The organism is uncultured Alteromonas sp., from assembly GCF_963976965.1.
Classification (GTDB): domain Bacteria; phylum Pseudomonadota; class Gammaproteobacteria; order Enterobacterales; family Alteromonadaceae; genus Alteromonas; species Alteromonas naphthalenivorans.
In genome coordinates, this window is sequence record NZ_CAXBMP010000002.1 from 209,477 (window position 1) to 231,142 (window position 21,666).

22 protein-coding genes are annotated in these 21,666 nt (G+C 43.7%); 2 read left to right on the forward strand and 20 right to left on the reverse strand.

Going from position 1 to position 21,666, the window contains the following annotated elements; translation table 11 throughout:
* The 7 genes from AAC006_RS02670 to AAC006_RS02700 form a co-directional block, all read right to left on the reverse strand.
* Entirely contained in the window at positions 1 to 237 is a 237-nt protein-coding gene (locus AAC006_RS02670) for a hypothetical protein (protein WP_260563423.1), read from the reverse strand.
* Between the two features lie 74 nt (positions 238 to 311).
* Positions 312 to 740 (reverse strand): flagellar export chaperone FliS, encoded by a 429-nt coding sequence (fliS, locus tag AAC006_RS02675; RefSeq protein WP_126872003.1) that lies wholly within the window; start codon positions 738 to 740, stop codon positions 312 to 314.
* 18 nt (positions 741 to 758) lie between these two features.
* Positions 759 to 2,192 carry a flagellar filament capping protein FliD gene (gene fliD / locus AAC006_RS02680; RefSeq protein ID WP_126872004.1) on the reverse strand — a complete coding sequence of 478 codons (1,434 nt, stop codon included), beginning with the start codon at positions 2,190 to 2,192 and terminating at the stop codon, positions 759 to 761.
* Positions 2,193 to 2,216: 24 nt separating this feature from the next.
* Entirely contained in the window at positions 2,217 to 2,705 is a 489-nt protein-coding gene (locus AAC006_RS02685; RefSeq protein ID WP_126872005.1) for a flagellar protein FlaG, read from the reverse strand.
* 89 nt (positions 2,706 to 2,794) lie between these two features.
* Entirely contained in the window at positions 2,795 to 3,634 is an 840-nt protein-coding gene (locus tag AAC006_RS02690; RefSeq protein WP_126872006.1) for a flagellin, read from the reverse strand.
* Positions 3,635 to 4,366: 732 nt separating this feature from the next.
* Positions 4,367 to 5,218, reverse strand: coding sequence for a flagellin (locus tag AAC006_RS02695; protein ID WP_126872007.1), 852 nt, complete (start codon positions 5,216 to 5,218; stop codon positions 4,367 to 4,369).
* Positions 5,219 to 5,878: 660 nt separating this feature from the next.
* Complete coding sequence (locus tag AAC006_RS02700) at positions 5,879 to 6,730, reverse strand: flagellin (RefSeq protein WP_126872008.1); 852 nt, start codon at positions 6,728 to 6,730, stop codon at positions 5,879 to 5,881.
* Between the two features lie 227 nt (positions 6,731 to 6,957).
* Between AAC006_RS02700 and AAC006_RS02705 the strand changes: the two genes are divergently transcribed.
* Positions 6,958 to 7,944 (forward strand): hypothetical protein, encoded by a 987-nt coding sequence (locus AAC006_RS02705; RefSeq protein ID WP_126872009.1) that lies wholly within the window; start codon positions 6,958 to 6,960, stop codon positions 7,942 to 7,944.
* On the opposite strand, the gene flgL is transcribed toward AAC006_RS02705, so the two are convergent.
* The 13 genes from flgL to AAC006_RS02770 all read right to left on the reverse strand — a co-directional run bounded on the left by flgL (position 7,921) and on the right by AAC006_RS02770 (position 20,702).
* A complete protein-coding gene (gene flgL / locus AAC006_RS02710) occupies positions 7,921 to 9,144 on the reverse strand; it encodes a flagellar hook-associated protein FlgL (RefSeq protein ID WP_126872010.1) in 1,224 nt (407 codons plus the stop codon). The two genes, AAC006_RS02705 and flgL, sit on opposite strands and share 24 nt — an antisense overlap.
* Positions 9,145 to 9,150: 6 nt before the next feature.
* Positions 9,151 to 11,280, reverse strand: coding sequence for a flagellar hook-associated protein FlgK (flgK, locus tag AAC006_RS02715; RefSeq protein WP_126872011.1), 2,130 nt, complete (start codon positions 11,278 to 11,280; stop codon positions 9,151 to 9,153).
* Between the two features lie 17 nt (positions 11,281 to 11,297).
* Positions 11,298 to 12,248, reverse strand: coding sequence for a flagellar assembly peptidoglycan hydrolase FlgJ (gene flgJ, locus AAC006_RS02720; RefSeq protein ID WP_126872012.1), 951 nt, complete (start codon positions 12,246 to 12,248; stop codon positions 11,298 to 11,300).
* Entirely contained in the window at positions 12,248 to 13,360 is a 1,113-nt protein-coding gene (locus tag AAC006_RS02725; protein ID WP_057793370.1) for a flagellar basal body P-ring protein FlgI, read from the reverse strand. Before AAC006_RS02725 ends, flgJ begins: the two co-directional genes overlap by 1 nt.
* A 20-nt stretch (positions 13,361 to 13,380) precedes the next feature.
* On the reverse strand, positions 13,381 to 14,061 hold the full coding sequence (gene flgH, locus AAC006_RS02730; protein WP_126872013.1) for a flagellar basal body L-ring protein FlgH: 681 nt from the start codon (positions 14,059 to 14,061) through the stop codon (positions 13,381 to 13,383).
* Between the two features lie 11 nt (positions 14,062 to 14,072).
* A complete protein-coding gene (gene flgG / locus AAC006_RS02735) occupies positions 14,073 to 14,861 on the reverse strand; it encodes a flagellar basal-body rod protein FlgG (protein ID WP_013785145.1) in 789 nt (262 codons plus the stop codon).
* A 48-nt stretch (positions 14,862 to 14,909) separates the two neighbouring features.
* The gene (locus AAC006_RS02740; RefSeq protein WP_013785146.1) at positions 14,910 to 15,653 is read right to left on the reverse strand and encodes a flagellar basal body rod protein FlgF; all 744 of its coding nucleotides are present in this window, start codon (positions 15,651 to 15,653) and stop codon (positions 14,910 to 14,912) included.
* A 127-nt stretch (positions 15,654 to 15,780) separates the two neighbouring features.
* Complete coding sequence (gene flgE, locus AAC006_RS02745; RefSeq protein ID WP_126872014.1) at positions 15,781 to 17,157, reverse strand: flagellar hook protein FlgE; 1,377 nt, start codon at positions 17,155 to 17,157, stop codon at positions 15,781 to 15,783.
* Positions 17,158 to 17,171: 14 nt separating this feature from the next.
* Positions 17,172 to 17,861 carry a flagellar hook assembly protein FlgD gene (gene flgD, locus AAC006_RS02750; RefSeq protein ID WP_013785148.1) on the reverse strand — a complete coding sequence of 230 codons (690 nt, stop codon included), beginning with the start codon at positions 17,859 to 17,861 and terminating at the stop codon, positions 17,172 to 17,174.
* Positions 17,862 to 17,892: 31 nt separating this feature from the next.
* Positions 17,893 to 18,315, reverse strand: a complete 423-nt coding sequence (gene flgC, locus AAC006_RS02755; protein ID WP_126872015.1) for a flagellar basal body rod protein FlgC — start codon at positions 18,313 to 18,315, stop codon at positions 17,893 to 17,895.
* Between the two features lie 2 nt (positions 18,316 to 18,317).
* A complete protein-coding gene (flgB, locus tag AAC006_RS02760; RefSeq protein WP_013785150.1) occupies positions 18,318 to 18,749 on the reverse strand; it encodes a flagellar basal body rod protein FlgB in 432 nt (143 codons plus the stop codon).
* 178 nt (positions 18,750 to 18,927) lie between these two features.
* Positions 18,928 to 19,758 (reverse strand): protein-glutamate O-methyltransferase CheR, encoded by an 831-nt coding sequence (locus tag AAC006_RS02765; RefSeq protein WP_126872016.1) that lies wholly within the window; start codon positions 19,756 to 19,758, stop codon positions 18,928 to 18,930.
* A 14-nt stretch (positions 19,759 to 19,772) separates the two neighbouring features.
* Positions 19,773 to 20,702, reverse strand: a complete 930-nt coding sequence (locus AAC006_RS02770; RefSeq protein WP_013785152.1) for a chemotaxis protein CheV — start codon at positions 20,700 to 20,702, stop codon at positions 19,773 to 19,775.
* Positions 20,703 to 20,910: 208 nt separating this feature from the next.
* Between AAC006_RS02770 and flgA the strand changes: the two genes are divergently transcribed.
* Positions 20,911 to 21,633, forward strand: coding sequence for a flagellar basal body P-ring formation chaperone FlgA (gene flgA / locus AAC006_RS02775; protein ID WP_013785153.1), 723 nt, complete (start codon positions 20,911 to 20,913; stop codon positions 21,631 to 21,633).
* Positions 21,634 to 21,666 lie beyond the last annotated feature (33 nt).

Here is a 21,666-nt window from a genome sequence, read left to right on the forward strand (position 1 = left end):
TTATTTATATTTCTTCACGGCGGTACGGCCTCTCGAAAATTTGACGGCGTCGTCTTTAGCATTCTCAAGCAAACCACGCGCCAGCTCTTCGAGCTTTTTATTGATAAATATTTCTTTTTTAGCGAATGCTTTTTTTTCTTCAGAGTTAAGACGGCATAAGAAGCGGGTAACGACCTTGTGGCGGAGTGAAATGAGTGTTTGAAAATCAGTTGTAGAAAACTCTTCACCGTTCAACATGAGACAGGCAGCCAACTTGGAATTGACTACCTTAAGAAAAAGCGGGGTTTTATTGTGATTAAGTATCGAATGCTTCACACAGCTTGACGTTTTTGACGTTGAGTTTCGTAAGCTTCCTGTTTAGCTTCTTCAGGAATCTGCACCCATGCGTCACGAATAGGAGTTATTAGGCTAGACACTTCATCTAACATTTTCAAGTCATTATTGACGTGCGCATCACCGAGTCGCTCGACCATGTAGTTATAAAGTGCAAATAAGTTTTCTGCGACCTCACCTCCAACCTCTACGTCAAGCGTATCTCGAAGGTGTATGATGATTGCACTCGCTTTAGAAATATACTCAGCTTTAACAATTAACTCTTTTCGTTCCATTGCACCTTTGGCGTAGGCGATACGATCTAATGCGCCTTGAAGCAGCATAAGAGTCAGCTTATGCGGGTCCGCAGATGCTATATCTTGTTTTAAGTTACCTTTGCGGTAAGCGTTTATGCCTTTAAGTGCCATAATATCTCCGAAAACTTCTTAGCCTAGCGAGGCAAGTAATGCTGAACTAGTCTGGTTTAGCTGAGCGACAGTTTGATCTAAATTTAGATACTTATCACGAAGAATTTCTTCATAGCTAAGCATTCTCAGTTCCAACGTCTCGCGCTCGTCGTACAAATCATCTCTATCATCTTTCGCTGCAGTTTCGCGTAAGCTAATTAAACCGCTGTATGAGGTATATTGATTAGCAAATTCATAAAGTCTAACCGCAACACCTTCATCGTCATCAGTAAATAGCGATGCTATTTCATCAAAGCTATCTTCAAGGGCATCAGCAAGACGATCTTCACCTGACCCCAATCCATAATCAGTGGTCCCGATTTCTAATTTACCATCGTCATCAAATTCAATACCTAATTGGAACAAGCCTCCAAGTGCAGATGCGCTGTTACTATCACCCACAATGCTGGCTAAGCCTGATTGAATGCCACGAAGTAGCGAATCACCCGCCAATGCACCATCATCTTCTAACTCTGACTCACCGTATTTTGTTAGTACGCCTATTTCGTCAATCAAACTATTATAGTTGTCTACGAAATCACGAATTTTTTTATCGAGGCCTTCTTTGTCGTAACCAATCTCTAATTTTGTAGAAAGGAAATCGCCAACAGCGTCTTTGGGCGAAATTTCGTTAACTTCAAAAGACACGTTTTGAATCGTATTTTCAAACTCATTCGATTCACTTTCAACCGCGATACCGTCTATATAGGCAATCGCATTTTGTGCAGATTCGATGTTCGCAGGGTCGATGCTACCTGCACCACCAGTGGTGGAAAGCCTATCTAACTCCGCGTTACCATTATCATTAGTAATCACCAAATCGTTGCCTGTACCCGTTTCGCTAGAACTAAATACTAAACGAGGGCCGGCAGCTGTGCCGGTATCGATAATGTTGGCAGTTACACCGAAGTTATCATCTGCGTTATTAATTTTTTCTCTGAGCGCGGTTAAAGAGGTACCAGCAGTAATATCAATCGTGAAGCTGTCGCTTCCGCCTACATCAAACGTAAGTGAGCCTGTTCCCGACGTTAAAACGGGATCAGAACTGGCGGTAAACGCACCATCGTCGGTAGTAATTCGGCTGCCTTGGGCTAATTGCTCAACCACAATATCGTACGAGCCACGAAGGGCCGAATTAGATGCTTCTGCAGACAGTACATCATCGTCTTCAGAAGGATTAGTAATCGTAGGTTCACGACCGTTAATGTCGTTATCGCTTCGTAGATCATCAACCGCATCTTTAAAATCAGAAAATTTGGATTTGATCTGACCTAAGCCTGAGATTTCCGCTTCAATCTGTTCTTCTTTTGCATTCAACCGATCTTCTTTCGGCTGACGTTCAGCAGTAAGAAGCTGTTGAACTAGGTCGTCAAGTGCTAAACCTGAACCTACCCCTAATGATTGAATTGTCATACTTTACCTCGTTAAACACGGTTGCTAGACGCGATTGTTAATAAATACCCCTACACTGTCGCCAACGTCTTGCTGCAAATCTTGAATACGTTCAGCAAGCGCTAATACTTCTTCAGAGGGTATTTGTCTTATTACATCACCAGACTCAGAATCTTTTACCGTAACAACCGAGCGCTTAGTTTCGTCATCAATAGAAAACGCCAAATTCCTATTTTGCGTTTGCAAGAATGATTCTACCTCTTGAACTGCATTCTCTAGCGAAGCTTGATTCTCTATTCCAGACTCTTTATCGGCCGGAGCATTAGAACCTTGAGGCAAATTTTGTACACTAGATACATCATTTTTTAGTGCAGAATTGGTTTGACTACTGTTCGCTTGCTGTTGGCCAGCACTATTGTTTTCGCTGTCGTTGCTCGCTTTCGCTGAGCTCTCGTTTGGTGCTACTTTAGACACAGGTGCTGACTCAGAAGCTAATGCAAAAGCCTGACCAGTTTGATTATTTACAATTTCCACTTATTTCACCCCCCTTTTGAAACGACAAAACGGGCCCTTGCAAGTAAGCAAGCACCCGTTACATTCCAACTAAGGTATTAAATTATAGCTTATCCAAGCAAAGATAGCGCAGTTTGAGGGCGCTGGTTTGCTTGACTTAGTACAGAAATAGATGCCTGCTGAATAATCTGATTACGTGTCAGATCTGCAGTTTCAGATGCAAAATCTGTATCACGAATCTGAGAACGTGCAGATGACAAGTTCTCACTGATATTGCTTAGGTTACGAATAGTTGATTGGAAACGGTTTTGAAGCGCACCCAGGTCAGCTCGAACCGCCCCAATACCTGATATTGCAGCGTCTACGTCAGATAGAAGCGAAGACGCACCATCAGCTGTGGCAACACTGTTAGTAGTAATGCCCAATCCAGTCGCACTAAATCCATTGATAGAACCTAAATTACCGCTTGATAAATTAACAGAGATAGTTTGGCCCGCGTTTGCACCCACTAAGAAAGATGCAGAAAAATTTCCATCCAATAAATTTACACTTCCGAACTGCGTATCTGTCGCAATGCGTGAAATTTCAGTTCTAAGCGCCGACACTTCTTTTTGAAGTGCTAAGCGGTCAGCTGAAGAGTTAATTCCATTTTGTGATTGAACTGCTAATTGACGAATACGCTGTAAGCTAGACGTTACTTCGCTTAGCGCACCTTCAGCAGTCTGTGATAATGAGATAGCATCGTTAGCGTTACGAACAGCTTGGTTCAAACCTTCAACTTGGGACGTTAGACGGTCAGAAATTTGAAGACCAGCAGCATCATCAGCCGCACTGTTGATACGAAACCCCGATGACAATCTCTCAAATGACGTGTTCAATTTATCACTTACGTCAAAAAGCTGACGTTGAGCGTTAATTGATGACACATTAGTATTTACAAATAAAGACATTAGATTACCTCCTAGGGATTCAATGATGCCTGTGCTATCATCAAACCCTTCCAGTTCAAATTAGCTGGGTCACTACTCCCGACTAACTTCCTCTTGCAAAGTAAATTACATTACCCCTCAACAATAGGTATCGGCCAAGTCTTTAGCTTCTTTAGTTTTTTTTTGATTTTTTTTGATTTTTTTTTCAAATAAATTCAAAGAATATTTAAGCTATTGATTTATAAAAATTAATTATCTTTTTATTTTTAAGTCTTTTTGTCTTTTTAGCCATTAAATAGACACAGATGCTAATCAATTAGTGATAAATCGATTCACATTTTGGCTGACAACATTTATTTTGAAGGTAATGCGGCATCGTTAGGTTTAACAATGATTCGTAGGTTTGACATATTAAATGAATACACTTGGCATGGAAGGTGCATTTGTATTTGTGAATCATTAATTTTGCTCAAGTTAATGATTTTAGTTTGGCAGGGTGTTTCGGCTTAGAATAAAAAAAAGGCCGAGACATTAAATCTCGGCCAATCTGCTCACGTTAGGAGATTGAGCAAATACTGTTTCAGTCGGCTGGCAGGGTTTTAGTAGGATAAACTGGCCTCTCAACCAACACTTCTACACTCTCAGTCCTGTTAGTCGGCGCTTTATCAAAGGGGGCGGCCTTAAATGGCCGCCATTCCTTCATTAGGGGATGGCCTCTCAACTCCTTCCCAATTAAAACGCCTTATTTACTTCTTACCCTAGTAGTGACAATGCCGCTTGTGGACGTTGGTTTGCCTGGGCAAGGATAGTTGTACTTGCTTGTTGAAGAATCTGGTTACGGCTCAACTCTGCCGTTTCGGTGGCAAAATCTGTATCTTTAATTCGTGATCTTGCCGCTGATACGTTCTCAGAAATATTACTTAAGTTTCTGATTGTTGACTGGAAGCGGTTTTGAAGCGCACCCAAGTCTGCGCGAAGACCACCTATTGCAGATATCGCATTATCCACTGACCCAAGTAGTGCCGATGCATTCGTTTCTGTTAATACGTCATTAATTCCACCAGTGATCCCCAAACCTGTTGCACTAAAGCCGTCAATGCCTGCGCGGCCCAATGCTTGTGTCGACAAGTTAACAGATATGGTTTGTCCTGCGTTGGCGCCAACTAAGAAGCGAGCTGAAAATGCGCCAGATAGCACGTCTACGCCAGCAAACTGTGTTGTGGTAGCAATACGTGAAATTTCAGTACGAAGTGCCGACACTTCTTTTTGAAGCGCAAGTCTATCCGCAGAAGAGTTAATACCATTTTGCGATTGGATGGCAAGGGTACGAATTCGTTGTAAGGCAGTCGTTGTTTCTTGCATTGCGCCTTCAGCAGTTTGCGATAATGAAATCGCATCGTTTGCATTACGTACCGCTTGGTTTAGGCCTTGAACTTGCGAGGTCATACGGTCAGTAATTTGCAGACCTGCAGCATCATCAGCGGCGCTGTTAATTCTAAAACCAGATGATAAACGTTCAAATGCAGTATCTAAGTTATTGCCTGTTGAAAACAACTGGCGCTGCGCATTAAGCGATGACACATTAGTATTTACAAATAGACTCATGAGAGGTCTCCTAACAGTTTAAGTTTTGCGCTATTGATTTTATTATTTGCGCGAGTTAATTAAATATTTTGGCATATCTTGTGCTTCACATAATTGTCAGGATTTTATTCTGACGCTTTAGCGGGTCACTCCCGGTGAAGCTTGTTACACAGAGAAGGAAACTTCTCTTTTGCTGACTGTCGGGTTTGTTGTTCCAGACCTCAAACCTCTCACTACCTCCTGGCTTCATTCTCGCCAGTCAGCAGCCCAATCAGCAAACTTAACTCTTTATCGACTTACCTCACTATTTCCTTTAGAACTTTATGAAAATAATTTTTATGATTTTAAGCTATTGATCTCCTGACAATAACTAAAACCTAGCAGTCAATTAACACTCTTTAAAACACCATAAACGTATTACTTTTATTAATTGTTATAGGTCTTAAAGAGAGGAAGTAATGTTTACCTTCCCTTTGTTATAGTTATCGTACCGGTTATCCATTTACTTTAGGTTTTTTTGATCTTTTTGATAAACCTATTTAGTTCAATAACTTAATTCGCTGAAATAAAAAAAGGCCGATTAAAAAATCGGCCTTTTTGAAATTAAATCACTGTGGAACAACTGAGGTTAAAGGTTCACTACCTCCTGGCCCCATTCTCTCACTATTATCAACTAGAGTATTAACCTAGAAGCTGTAGTGCCGCCTGTGGACGCTGATTCGCCTGAGACAACACGGTAGTGCTCGCCTGCTGTAGAATCTGGTTACGGGTCAAGTTAGCAGTCTCTGTGGCAAAATCAGTATCTTTGATTTGCGAACGTGCCGCAGATACGTTTTCAGAGATGTTACTTAAGTTACGAATAGTAGACTGGAAACGGTTTTGAAGCGCACCTAGGTCAGCACGAAGGCCACCTACCGCTGAAATAGCCGTATCTACACTAGCTAGCATGCTTGATGCGTTTTCACTGGTAAGTACGTTATTGGTGCCACCTGTAATTCCCAAGCCAGTCGCACTGAAACCGTTAACACCAGCATTTGCCAATGGTTGCGATGAGAGGTTTACAGAAATCGTTTGACCAGCGTTTGCACCTACCAAGAACTTGGCAGAGAAGTCACCTGACAATATATTTACACCAGCGAACTGAGTCGTTGTTGAAATACGCGATATTTCAGTTCTTAATGCAGATACTTCTTTTTGAAGTGCTACACGGTCAGCAGAGCTGTTGATACCGTTCTGTGATTGAATTGCTAGTGTACGAATACGTTGAAGAGAAGTCGTCGTTTCAGACAACGCACCTTCAGCAGTTTGCGATAGTGAGATCGCATCGTTAGCGTTACGTACCGCTTGGTTAAGACCTTGAACTTGTGAAGTCATTCGGTCGGTGATTTGTAGACCTGCGGCGTCATCTGCAGCACTGTTTATACGGAAACCCGAAGACAGACGCTCAAAAGACGTACCCAAAGAATTGCTTACATCAAATAATTGACGCTGAGCATTCAATGAGGAAACATTGGTATTGACGAACATAGACATAAAGTCTCTCCTACACTCTCAGTCCAGCGTGAGCTGGCTGCCGGGGATCCGGCTATTACAATTTTAATAGTCACCAATACCTGAGGGGTAATGATGAACTGGCTCTCTCAGTGTTTGTATCGACATAACAGCAGTTCCCTTTAGAATTATTTACAAAAATTGCCGTAGTGCGGTATAAAATTGCCGTTTAAAATTACATAACAGACGGTTTTTAAAAGGGTATTAGCGTGAATATAAATTTGAAGATTAACGCGGTTGAGCGAATTTCATCGGAAGGTGAGCACTGCGCGTTTACTGATTTAATCGAAAATCCCTTCGACAATAGTCGCAAATCACTACTGTGCTGCTATCGACGAGCCTTGAACCATATAAGCCCAGATGGCGTTGTAATTGTCTGCAAAGAGAATATTGATTCAGGGGCGAAAACTTACCAGCGACTGGCACTACCCTCTTGGGATTTACGCGATCCAAAATTTTGTTTTGATGGACGAAAGTTAATCATCACAGCCTACGCTAAGCACAAAGACGCAAATACGGGCGCGGTAACTACTAAAATGGTGAGTTACTTTTCTACCACGGGAGATTCTTGGTCAACACCTCATTTTTTTGGGCATTCCGGTTGGTGGCTTTGGCGCATCACATGGAACAAGGACAAAGCTTATGGTTTTGCCTATAACCGCAAAAGTCAAAGAATTGATTTGTATGTAGGCAACCCACGCAAACAACTTTACCTTCAAAAGAAAGGCGCTATTTCTTTTGAGAAGCACTCATTTGGCTACCCAAATGAAAGTCATATATTGTTTGATGATACTGATAAAGCAACGGCGATTGTACGCCGAGATGCTGATAGTTTCAGCGCCAAACTAGGTGTCTCATCTCCGCCCTATACCAATTGGAAATGGCACGATTTGAAACAGTACGTTGGAGGGCCGGTTATGTTATCACTTACCGAAAATACGTATGTGGTAGCAGGCAGAAACTGGGATGGTAAAAGTCTGACAACGGCAATTTGGTTACTTTCATCAACTGACTATTCGCTGAAACTTCTGATGACCTTACCGAGTAAAGGAGACAATAGTTACCCGGGGTTAGTATGGCAAGACGACACGCTGTATGTCTCTTATTACTCAGATCATATCGATAACCAAACCCGAGTATATCTTGCTACATTGTCAGGGATGAATAGCCTATTAAATGAAGTTAAACAGGGATAAATTAGACACTTGCGGAAAAGTAGCCAATGCCGCATTGAGTGCCGTTTCTTGTTTGGCAAATTCCGTAGAGGCCTCTGCATAATCAACATCTTGGATTGATGAACGGGATGCCTTTGCTGCAATTTCCATATCAAGGTTACTTTCGTAAGTCGATTCAGCGATATTTAGACGGCTACCTATAGAGGCGCGTTCTAGAGATATTTTTTCTAACCCATTATCTAACCCAACTAATGAGTCGGCAATGGCTTCTTGCAGCGCACTATCATCAATGGTGCTATCCATAAGTATGGTTTGAATTTCATGAAGCGATTGAGCCATACTCTTTTTCTCAGGCGCATCCAAAGAAAAATTAATGGTATCGCCAACGGCAGCACTCGCTTCAAACTGCATACCCTTGATAGTAAATGGGCTACCGGAAGTGTAGCCAACCGTTCCCACAACTGCACCTGTGCCTGTATTAGTTAACTGTGCTTCTCCCGATGCTAAAAACTCCACTTGATAGTCATTATTAGCACTGGTCACTGGGTCATAATTCTTATTGAAAAAGGTATCAAACGTACCTTGTTCTTTTACCACTGTGTTTTGTAAATCGGCTACTGTACTGCCGGTTACTGAGAAATCAAAACGGGATAGTACGTTCTCAAAAACTTCATAACCGTTGCTGGTAGATTGTATCTTTGAGCTAGACGATAACTGAATAAAACTTACACCTGCATCACCTGAAAATGTAATGGCATTTCCTGATGATGCGGGGTTGTAGGTAAAGGCTTGGTTCGCAGATTGATAACCTGCATACATGTAATTGCCATCGGCATCTTGCGTATTCATTAAGTCGAATATTTCCAACTTAATTTGTTCTAACTCAGCCCCGATAGCGCGTTTGTCAGGGTCATCAAGAATACCCGAGCCTGCTTGAACGACTAATGTTCTAGCACGGTTAATCGAATTAGTAATATTCGTTAGCACTGCTTCTTGCTGTTCTAAAGAGCCTGTTACCAAATCATTATTTCGTTGAAATTGCGTCAGCCCATCAAGCTCTTCGGTCAAGCGCAGTACCTTTGCAGCGCCCACAGGATCGTCTGCCGGCGTAATGATCCGCTTACCCGTCGCTAACTGCTCTTGCGTTTTAACCAAATTTTCTTGGTTTTCCATAATGGAGCGAATGCTTTGGTCGTAAACTTGACTCGTCGATATACGCATAATCTGTTACCTCGCCGCACTTAGAATAGTATCAAACAACTCTTGCGCTGTACTTAAAATTCGTGCTGCGGCAGAATAAGACTGCTGAAACTTAACCAGGTTTGCCGCCTCTTCATCTAGACTTACTCCAGATACTGACTCAAACCAATTTTCTGATTGGGTTTTCATTGCCTCTGCTGCAGTTAACGAAATGTCAGCCATGGCTGCGTCTTCACCAATCCGCCCTACCATAGATGCATAGGCATCTTGAAAAGTACGTTGCTGGTTGGTTGATTCACTGCTCACTTGCACGAGGTTCTCATTCTGCAACGCTGCGATCTCAAGTGCATTACTGTTGTCGTTGAAACCATCAGTGTTGTAACTAATAGTAAAACTATCACCTGCTTTAGGTACGCCATCTAAACTAATGTCATAACCTGGGTAGTCATCCAGTGCCGAAAACGCTGCAGGCCAAGCGGGGCCGCTCCCGCTAGATTCAGCCTGTGCTAATAAATTGTTTAAGTTAGTTGCACCTGTGACATTTGTGATCACATTTGGAGGGGTTTCTCCGTCAAGCACTTGGTAACTATCTTCTGCGGTAAAGACGATTTGTGATGGTGCTCCAACAGTACCACTAGGAGAACTTGATAAATTATGTATTCCACCTGCACCGTCAAATGCAGATTGTTCAGTACCACCGCCGACTTCTGTGTTAGTTATTGCTATTGCACTAACATTAGCACTACCTAAATTTGTTGCATCCGCTTGTGCTCTTACCGGAGCAGCGAACGCCAGATCTTCAGGTCTATTGGTAGCTAACTCAATGGACGATGCAATCGTTTTTGTAGGTCGCATCAAAAATTCATCGCCAACAGCATAAGTTGCTGTACCACCAAACTCTACTTCAATGCCCCCTGGTAATTCATTGAACCCACTCGTCACCGTATAGTTTGAATAGACAAGATCATTTCCAGAGCCATCTTTTTTAGGGGTTCCGTCTGGGTTTAAGAAAGTAACTTCTATCTCGCTGGGAACACCACCCGCTACTGCAGTAACCTCAATTTGATAATCAGCATCGGTGAGCTCTGCGCCCTTTCCAGCTATAAGCTGTCCGACTACTTGATAGTCTCCGCTGGTATCCTCTGTTTCTAAGCCTCTGAAAGTAGGAATATCAAAAATGTTACTGCCTAGCTGACCATCTAAATCCATTCCCAGCTTATTTTGAGCATTCACGGCATCAGCAAAAGCAACAGAAAGCTGGCCTACATCACGCATTGCGCTGCCAAGCACTTCATTTCTGTAGCGAAATAACCCACCTAAACTGCCACCTAAGTCACTTTCTACAACACGAATAGTGGCATCGTTCTTTGTTTGCGAACCAAAATCTGTTTCTAACTTCAGTTCTTTAGTGGTTAGGTCTGCACTGGTGCTCACTTCAAATAAATTAAATGCACCGTTTTCTAGTATTAGCGATTCGCCGGTGGTCAAATTCACGGTAATCGCACCGTTTTGACTTTGACTGTCTTTCACATCGATAGCCATAATAGAGGCAAGCTCTTCGACGGCGGCATCTCGTTTATTCATTAATGCGCTGGGTTCGTCGCTAGTGTTGTTTCCTTTGGCAATCACGATGTTTTTGTTGAGTTCGCCAATAGAGCTAATCAAGCTATTGGTTCTGTTCACCAAAGAGGTGACTTCAAGGTTAAACTCTTCTTCCTTTTCCACCATGTAATCTGACAGGGTTTTCATACGTTGATACAGCGACTCTGATTTCCCTAATACCTGTTCACGAGACGCTAAGTTTGTGGGGTCGTCTGAGGCAGTTTGTACCGCTGCAAAATAGTCACTAATGCCTTTAGATAAAGAGTTTGCCTCACTGGCTAAAAGGGTATCAATCGCTGAAGTTTTGGAAGAAAAAGCCTCTAGCTCACCTACCGAAGTTATATCGCGGCGAAGCTGGTTTTGCGCAAATACATTTATAATTCGCTCTGTATTTCCGATTTCAACACCGAATACATCACTGTTAACCAGCTCGGTGCGTTCACGTACGTACCCAGGCGTATTTACATTGGCAATATTATTACTGGTAGTTTGTAAAAGCTTACTACTGGCGTTTACACCACTGGTGGCTAGGGAAAATAAATCAACTGCGCTCATATATTAAACCCCTCTTCTTACGGCATTAAGCCGTTAAGCCTATCGCTGTGGTAAACCGCCATGATTTTACTGGCGTAGTTAGGATCCGTAGCATATCCAGCGCTTTGTAGTTCTCGCGTATAACTGTGTGCATCTGAGGCTCGTTCCACCGCTTGCTGATAACGGGGCTGAGTGGTAATAAAACGACCGTAGTCATTAACCGCCTCTTCCAATGACGCATAAGAACGAAAAGCTGCTTTTTGCTTTTGTGGAATACCGCTATTAAATTCAAGTGTGTCGACAACCGCTTGCTCGCCTTCCCACTTCGAGTTCGCTTTAATACCAAAAAGATTGTGCGAACTTTCACCGTCGGCATTGTGAATAACGAACTTACCCCAACCTGTTTCGACCGCAGCCTGCGCGATAATGGCTTTAGCATCCATACCGTACTTTTCAGCCACTTGTTCAGCGTAGGGGCGCAGAGTTTCAACAAAATCTTCAGGGGTATCGAACATGCTGTCTTTTGCGGCTGATTTCACCCCTTTAGATTCAGAAGCGAGCACGGTTTCTTGCGCTTGCTCTACAGCGACAACACGGTCGCGGTTCAACGAATTCAAGTTACCATCACTACGAATAACGCTGGCAGGTAAATAACTGTCTTCGGATTGGCCCATTTGTTTAACGATAATGTCAGCCAACCCCATACCGCCACCTGCCGTTAAATCGGTTGCAAGCTGTTGGTCGTGCATGTCGCGATAAAATTTAACTTGTTGAGAATTGAACGGGCTGTCTTCATCTGCTAGGGCGTCTTGCGCTTTACGCATCGACTTCAGCATCATTTGCACAAATATGGCTTCAAATTGTTCAGCCGCTTCTTGCAATACACTTTCATCACCCGAAGCAATGGCCTCGCGCATTTTATTAATACTGCCAAGATCGTGAACATTGCGTGCCATATCAAGCTGATTTTTTGAGCTGAATGCTTCCATTAGATGATCACCAATTCACCATGTAACGCACCGGCCTGCCTTAATGCTTCTAAAATCGCCATTAAATCACCAGGTGCAGCACCCACTTCATTAACCGCTCGCACTAGCTGATCAAGTGTCACTCCCGGTTCAAAAGAAAACATGCGACTGTCTGATAAATCCACATCTACAATCGACTGTGTCGTTACCACCGTTTCACCATCTGCAAACGCATTAGGTTGGGTAACTTGTTGGTTTTCTGAAATTGTCACCGTTAATCCACCATGGGTAATAGCGGCTGGCAGTAGACGCACGTCTCGACCAATCACAATCGTACCGGTACGACTATTGATGACAACCCGCGCAGGCGCATCAGCCGGCGTGAATTCAAAATTTTCTAGTGTGGCCAAAAAGCCCACTCGCTGACCAACATCTCGTGGCGCTGATACACGTACTGACGCGGCATCAATGGGCGTTGCTATGGAATACCCTTTTTCTGGCTGTGCGCCTAATCGCTCATTAATCACATCAGCTAATGCCTTTGCTGTTGAAAAATCAGGGTAATGCAAGTTCAGTGTTAATGAATCGCCATTGGCAAAACCGCTTGGTACGGTTTGCTCAACCATGGCACCATTTGGAATACGACCAACAGTAGGCGTATTCACCACAATTCGCGAACCATCGCCACCTTGAGCACCAAAGCCACTCACTACCAAGCTACCTTGCGCTACTGCATACACTTTGCCATCTACCCCGCGAAGAAACGTTTGTAGAAGCGTGCCGCCTTGCAAACTACTCGCTTCACCTACTGACGACACGGTAATATCAATGGTTTGCCCTGGCTTAGTAAAAGCCGGCAATTCTGCGTGAACAGCCACGGCTGCCACGTTCTTAATTTTCGGTTTGGTGTTGGAGTCTAAGCTAATACCGAAGTTACTTAACATGGTACGGAAGCTTTGCTCGGTGAAAGGACTTTGCTCGCCGGTGCCAGGTAAACCTACCACTAGACCATAACCTACTAATTGGTTACTTCTCACCCCTTGGATACTTGCCAAGTCTTTGATGCGTTGTGCATTAGCATTGTTAGACAACACCAATGTTAATGCGATAAGTACCACTGAAAACAAACGCATAATGATTCTCCTAGCCCCGCTTAAAGCGGCCACCATGATGATGTGAAAAACTTCGTTAGCCAGCCTTTCTCTTGCGCACTGGCAAATGAGCCCGTTCCGCTGTACTGAATTCTGGCGTTGGCGATTTTGGTCGATAGCACTTCATTTTCGGGGCTAATGTCAGATAAGCGAATAATGCCCGTTAAACGAATATATTCATCGCCATGATTTAAGGTAAGCCACTTTTCGCCGCGAATAACCAAATTGTCATTGGGCAGCACTTCCACTACGGTGACCGAGATATTTCCCGATAAACTATTGCTTTGATTTGTTGCGGCATCACCTGCGAAGTCGTTTGAAGAACTAACGCCAAGCTGAACAGATTGGCCGCCAATATTTAACGCTTGCCCGCCTAATCCGGTGATTGTATCTAAATCAACCGTGGTGTCTTTTGATGTAGATGTACCCGCTGATTTACTCGCGTTGGTATTTTCACTTAACGTAATGGTAATAATGTCGCCAACCCGTCTAGCCGTCATATCTGAGTATAAGCTATTAGCCATATAAGAGCGGAACAGCGAACCATCTTCTACAATCTTCTCGCGAGGATAATCAGGTACCACTGGGGCAAACGACGGGTCGTTTGCTTGAACCGGTGGCTGGTTAGTGCTTGCACAACCTGCCATTATTGTCACTGAAAGAAAGAGTCCGAGAATTCGCATAACATTACTCACTAAAGTTGCTGAATGACTTGCCCAAGCATCTGATCCACCGACGAAATCACTTTCGAGTTCATCTCGTACAAACGTTGACTTTCAATCAAATTAACCAGCTCTTCGGTCACATTCACGTTACTGGTTTCTAGCGTACCTTGTGCAATAGTGCCTATACCTTGAAGGCCTGGCACACCTTGAATAGGTGCGCCACTTGATGCGGTTTCAACGTAGAGGTTCTGTCCTATAGGCTGAAGGCCAGTTGGGTTAATGAAGTCTGATAGGTTCATTTGGCCAAGCACTTGCGGCTCGGCTTGACCACGAATTGACACGCTAATTTCACCGTCTTGTGAAATGGTAATTTGCTGCGCATCCTCTGGAATTGCCACTTCAGGTTGGAGTAAAAAACCCGCGCCAGAAGTCACTATCTGACCTTGATCGTTCATTGAAAACTGACCATTTCTTGAGTAGGCAATGGTGCCGTCAGGCTGCAATATTTCAAAATAACCGCGCCCCTGAATAGACATATCTAACGCATTATCCGTGGTTAGCAAGTTGCCTTGGGTATGTGCTTTTTGTGTTGATACCACCTTTGAACCAGAACCTAACATAAGGCCAGAAGGTAATTCGGTATCAGCTGATGAGCGGCCACCAGGTTGGTTTATATTCTGATAAAGCAAATCTTCAAAAATTGCTCTGTCTTTTTTAAAGCCTACCGTTGATGCGTTAGCCAGGTTGTTCGATACCACCGCGACATCTGTTTGTGCGGCATCAAGACCTGTTTTACTTATCCACAATGCTGGGTGCATGGCGACCTCCTAACCTTTAAAGTTCGTATAACAAAATTGTTAACTATTCTATAGAATGCGCAGTAATTGGTTGCCGCGAGCATCTAGCTCATCAGCTTGCTTCATCATCTTCACTTGAAGCTCATAGTGGCGCTGAAGGCTTATCATATTGACCATTTCGTCAACGGCATTCACGTTCGAGCCTTCCAACATGCCAGACATTACTTTCACACCAGCACTTGCTGGGGCTACCGTGCCGTCTTCCATTCTAAATAAACCATCAGTGCCTCGTTCCATATCGGCATAGTTCGGCTTAACCAGTTTCAACCGGCCAACATCTTCAATTACATTTTCTGGCGCGCCAAGCTGTCTCATTGACAACGTGCCGTCCATACCGATATCTAAATTATCTAGCGGCACAGGAAGGAAAATTGGACCGTTATCGCCTAAAACGGGGCGATTGTGCACATCTGTCAAAATACCGTCGTCACCAAGCTTAAAGTTACCGTCACGAGAATAGGCTTCTTGCCCATTGTCATCTTGAACGGCAAACCAGCCATCGCCTTGTATCGCAACGTCTAAATCACGACCCGTTTGAATCATAGGACCTGATTCATAGTTGTTTGACGGACTTTCGGTCATTGAAAAAACGCGAGACGGCAAACCTTCGCCGTAGGCAGGCATTGACCTTGCCTGTTCTAACTGAGCTCTAAACCCAGTTGTTTGCGCGTTAGCCAAGTTATTGGCACGAAGCCCAGTACCTAAAAGGTCTTGAGATGCACCACTGGCAGCAATGTAGAGAAGTTTGTCCATGACTGACTTTTGACTCTGGTTAAACCATATACAGGTTTTGCAATCCCAGTGCCAACATGCACAAATAGAAGTGGATACAAAAAAACCGCAACTAAAGTTGCGGTTTTTGCTAGTTAAACGTCAATGTTTATCGGATGTTCAGGATAGTCTGGTTAAGCGAGTTATTCACTTCGAGTGCTCGAGAGTTAGCCTGGAAGTTCCGCTGTGCAATAATCATATCGATAAGCTCAGTGGTTAGGTTAACGTTGGCTTGTTCAAGGGCTGATGAGTTAATTTCACCGAAAGTCCCCGTCGTCGCTTCACCCGCCAATGCTTCACCAGATAGGATACTTTCTTTCCACTCAGTGCTGCTTTGCTGCGTTAAGCCCTGCTCATTAGCAAATCTCACTAAGGCCACACGCACGATAGGTTCTGACGTACCGTTTGAGAACGTCGCTCGAACCAAGCCGTCTGGGCCAATATCAATACCCGTCAAACGACCAACAGGCAAACCATCTTGCTCTAATGACGTCACTTCGAATGCTGATGCGTATTGCGTAGGTTCCACCGTGGTAGCATTTGAAGGGTCTAAGTTAAAATCGATCCCTATTTGTTGAGTCGCATCCGCCCCATTTGATAATGCAGAACCTAGCGCTTCAGTCGTTAACTTGTAATCGGTAGTTTGAATGCCATCTGGTGATTCAATACCAATAAAGTCACCACCTTGAGAAAACACAAGCTTAGCTGCTGTAACGCCGTTACCCGTGTTAGTACCCAGCGAGTTTACCGCTGTAGTTGGATCGGAATCAGTACCGGTAGAATTCACTAAATCAGTAAGTTGATCGTCTACCGCTGTCGCCACATACCATTCATTGTCTGCCGCCACATCTTTAACGAAGTAATAAGTCATCACGTGGCTGTCGCCTAGTGAGTCATAAACCGTTACCGAGGTTGCCGCGTTGTAGGTAAGTGGATCTTGTGGATCAAATGCGGCTGGATCTAACCCCTGCTCACTAGCAGGTAAGTTCATACGGATATCAACTTCTGAGGTTTGTGCTGGAGAACCTGATGAATCTGGGATTTGCACTGGCTCTGTAGTACTCAATGCAACCGATGAACTGGTAGAGTCTGAATTAACAGGGAAACCTAAAAGTAAGTCGCCGTTACTGTTAACCACGTAGTTGTCGTCATCTAACTTGAATTGACCGGCACGGGTAAACGAGAAGTCTCGTGAGGTTTCATCAGGCACGGTGGCAAAGAAACCATTCCCAGTAATCGCCAAATCAAGTGCAGTATTGGTGAACTGCAAGCTACCTTGCGAAAACTGCTGGGCCACATCTTGTGTCAAAACACCGTCGCCCACTTTGGTTTTACTTCCAGCCAATAGTGATGTGGCGTACACGTCGCCGAATTCAGCGCGAGACTCTTTAAAGCCAACCGTATTTACGTTTGCGATGTTATTCGCGGTTACATCTAAATCTTTTTGTGCGGCAGCTACGCCACTTAGTGCAATATTAAAAGACATGCTTCTTTCTCCTGCTAACTGCCGATTTGAATAACGTCATCAAGACTAATGCTGACTTCGCCATCTAAATTTAAAATTACGCCCTGACCACTGCCGGCCAAACTAACACTTCCTACATGACGGTTAATGGCAGTATTCAATTGAACGCCTTCACCGTTTAATTCGCCTGTAGCGCTAATTACGTAGTCACCCGCTGGCATATCGTTGCCTTGAGTATCCTTGCCATCCCATTCAAATTGAATGTTGCCAGCGGCTTGTGTGCCAGCATCAATGGTCTTAATCACTTCACCGTATTGATTTTCAACAGTGATCGTCATGTTTTGTACACTTTGCTCATTGACCACAACACCCGATACGCCTGCAGCGTCGCTAGACATGTGCCCTACGTTGCCCTGCACCAATACGTTCTGACCTATCAAGCTAGATGCTTGTAATGCCTGGTTAGATGTCATCGAGGCGGCGAATGACTCAAATTTATCATTCAACTGAGAAATACCATCAGCCATAGTGAATGACGTCATTTGCGCCACCATCTGATCGTTATCTACGGGTTTAGTAGGATCCTGATTCGCTAATTGCTCGGTTAACATGGCAAAAAAGTCTTCTTGCGAAAGCTGTTGCTCTGTTCCATCGACAACCGGAACCGTCTCTTCTTGCCAGTAGAGTTCGTTGTTCAGGCCAGTAGTGTTGTTAATTGTGGTCACAGTATTTTCCTCACATTACCTACGCGGCAACTTATTGCCCTTGCCCTAGCTGCAGAACCCGACGAAATATCTTTTTCGTGGTATCTGCAACCTGAACGTTGGTTTCATAGGCTTTTGATGCCGACATCATATTTGCCATTTCTTCCACGATGTTGACGTTAGGCTTATAGATATAACCCTCTTCGTCAGCCATTGGGTTATGCGGAGCATACTCCACTTGCAATGGCGCATCGCTTTCTACAATTCCCTTAACTTCAACACCCACACCCTTGCTTTGGTCGCCCATGGCGCGCTGCAACTCAGCGGCAAACACTGGGTGTCTTGCACGATACGTTTCGTCATAACTACTGCTTACCGAATTCGCGTTAGCAATGTTACTAGCGGTGGTGTTTAAACGAACATTTTCAGCTTCCATACCGGTACTGGAAATTGACATCACATTAAATAAGCTCATGATTACTGGCCTCCAGAACTAAGGGCTTTTTTCATACCTTTAACTTTACCGTTAATAAACTCAAGTGTGGCTTGGTAACGTAAACCGTTATCTAAAAAGCGGTTACGTTCTGCCTGTACTTCAACCGTATTGCCGTCTCCGGTATCCGGTTGAGTGGGTATGCGGTATTGCATTTCAAAATTTGATGCAACCGACGATACATCGCCACCTATGTGTTTATCGTGAGTTCTTACTAAGCTTCCACCGCCCAATTTGTGCTGCCCATCTTGGGCGCTCATGGCTGACTCCATCGCTTTATTAAAGTCGATGTCTTTCGCCTTATAACCAGGGGTATTGGCGTTCGCTAGGTTTCCAGAGATGACTTCCATCCTGTCGGTGCGTATTGCTAACGCCGACTGATGAAACCCGACTAACTTGTCGAGATTTATGGCCATATTGAAAACTCCTCGCTGCGAAATTCCGGAAATACGCCATCAGTAAATAATGACGAATTATCTGTTATAGGATTTTACTAGCAAGGCAGATGCCAACCTGAAGATTGGCACTGTATAAAAATGAGAAAAGAAATAGAGGGGAATTTAAATATTTTAATAAATTCAGTATTTTAGGTATTTATTTCTTTTGATAGTACAAGCCAGGATTACATTTAATCATGGCATACGTATCGCTTGCCGCACTGATAGATTCAGACGCGCCAAGGAAAAGGACACCGGCAGGTTGCAGCTGTCCGGCAATTTGTTGCAGTATCTTTTGTTTCACATCTGCCGAAAAATAAATCAGCACATTGCGGCAAAAAACGATGTCGAAGCGGCCAAGTGCTGCATAGGAAGTTAACAAATTCAAACTTCTGAATGAAACCATGTTGCGCACTTCTGGCTTAACCTGCATCTGCCCACTTTCATGAGGTTGGAAAAACATAGCCCTACGTTGTGGCGATAACCCTCTAGCAAGCGAAAGTTCATCGTATAGCCCTTGGCTACACTTGCTGAGCATTTCAGAAGAAAGGTCAGTGGCTATAATTTCAACCCCTTGCCTAAGCAATCCGGGTCGCTGTTTTTGAAACTCTAATATCGACATAGCAATAGAATAAGGCTCTTGTCCAGACGAACAAGCTGCACTCCAAATTCTTAGCTTTTGATTTTTCGTTGCAAGTTGAGGAAGTAAATCGCGTTGTAGCAACTCAAACGGATAAGTATCTCTAAACCACAACGTTTCGTTTGTGGTCATCGCATCAATGACGCTTTGTAAAAGGTTACGATCGTAACCTTTTACTACTACATCAATAAGCGCATCAGTACTGTCATAGTCATGCTTATATAACAACGACGCAAGCCTGCTTCTTACAAGGTATTGCTTGTTTTCCCCGAGTACTATTCCACATTGTTTCTCGAGGAAGTGCCGAAACTTTTCATAGCTTGCCGGCGACACACTTTTATTATCCAACCCCTACCGCTCCGTTATTCACAATCCGTCATTAACCACTTCTGAACTGCTGTTGCTAGTTCATCGGGGTGAAATTTCGCAATAAAGTCGTCCGCTCCCACTTTCTGAACCATGGCTTGATTGAATACGCCACTTAAAGATGTGTGAAGTACAACATGAAGCTTTTGAAGTTCTGGTGTATTTTTAATTTCCGCCGTAAGGGTGTAACCGTCCATCTCTGGCATTTCTATGTCAGACACTAGCACCCCAATTCGCTTGGTAATATCACCATATTCTTCAGCGATTTCCTTCAAGCGGTTTAACGCTTCTAAACCATTCTTTGCCAGCTCAATTTCTAACCCAAGTGAGGTTAGCGCTTTTTTAACTTGATTTCTTGCCACAGCTGAATCATCAGCAATGAAGATAATTTTATCTTCCTTACCTTCCGTAGTTAGCCCTTCGGCAACATCTGCGCTTACTTCTGCATTTAGCGGTGAAATTTCATTGAGGATTTTTTCTACGTCGAGAATTTCAATTAATTCGTTTTCTACTTCAGTAACAGCGGTTAAGTAACTTGCTCGGCCTGTCCCTTGGGGAGGCGGCATGATGGCATCCCAGTTGGTATTAATGATGCGCTCAACAGCGCCCACTAAAAAGCCTTGTACAGAACGGTTGTATTCAGCAATAACGATAAACGCATTTGATAAATCTTCAATACGCTTGCCACCCGTCGCCATGCTTAAATCGATGACAGAAATAGTTTGCCCACGAATATGTGCTACTCCGCGAACTAACGAGTTCAACTTTGGCATTGAAGTCAGTGGTGGACACTGGAGCACTTCACGTACTTTAAACACGTTGATACCAAAGCGTTGACGGCCATTAAGCCTGAACAACAATAACTCAAGACGGTTTTGACCAACTAATTGGGTTCGTTGGTTAACCGAGTCTAAAATTCCCGACATATCTCACCTCTTTTTAATACTGGGCATGATCATTGCCTTCACTAAAGAGAATAGACAATATCACTAAATGTATGCAGGTCAAACGACAGAAAAATGACGGTTTCGCTGCATGTACAACTTAATCACGGACGTACGCAAGTTATTGTCTCAACCTAATTTGTCTTATAAGCATAGACAATAACTCAGTAAGTGAACACGAAAAGTGACTATGAAAAATTTAAAAAACGTAAAATCTTGGCTTACAGGAGTTCGTCTGCCACTTTTCACTGTTGTGGTGACCGTTGCTTTAGCGCCTTACAGTTACGCTGAAACAATGCACGATGTAGTGAATAAGGGCGCAGAAGAATACCTGCTGTCGGCGCTTAGTATACACGATGAAAACACCGATATTGCTGTGAGCATTGCTGAAGTAGACGAAAGAATTAATATTCCTCAGTGTCCAACCGGATTTCAATTTCACGCGTCTGATGAATCTTTGAACCAATCGTATGTTTCGGTACGGGTAAGTTGCACAAATAATGACTGGTACTTGTTTACCAGCGCCCAAGTGACCAGAACGAAAGAAATTGTGGTTACTTCTGGCGCGGTTAGCCCTGGCACTGTGCTTTCTGCATCTAATCTGACGTTGGCATCGGTGGATATAAAGCGTCTTCGATACAGTGCATTTACTGATGTAGATGCATTGATTGGCGCTCGAATGAAACGTCGAATTGTTGATGGCCAAGCTGTGCAATCAAATATGCTATGCTTTGTGTGCAAGGGCGATAGAATTACCATTCGTGCATCATTGGGTGGGATGGCGGTTAAAACATCTGGAATAGCACAACAAGATGGTGTTATTGGCGATACCATAAAGGTGCTCAATGCCAGTAGCCAAAAGCCCGTGATAGCGGAAGTCGCCAGCGCTCAAGAAGTCGTGGTACACTTGTAGTTCAGCGTGCTAAAAAACTACGTTTTCGTTGTA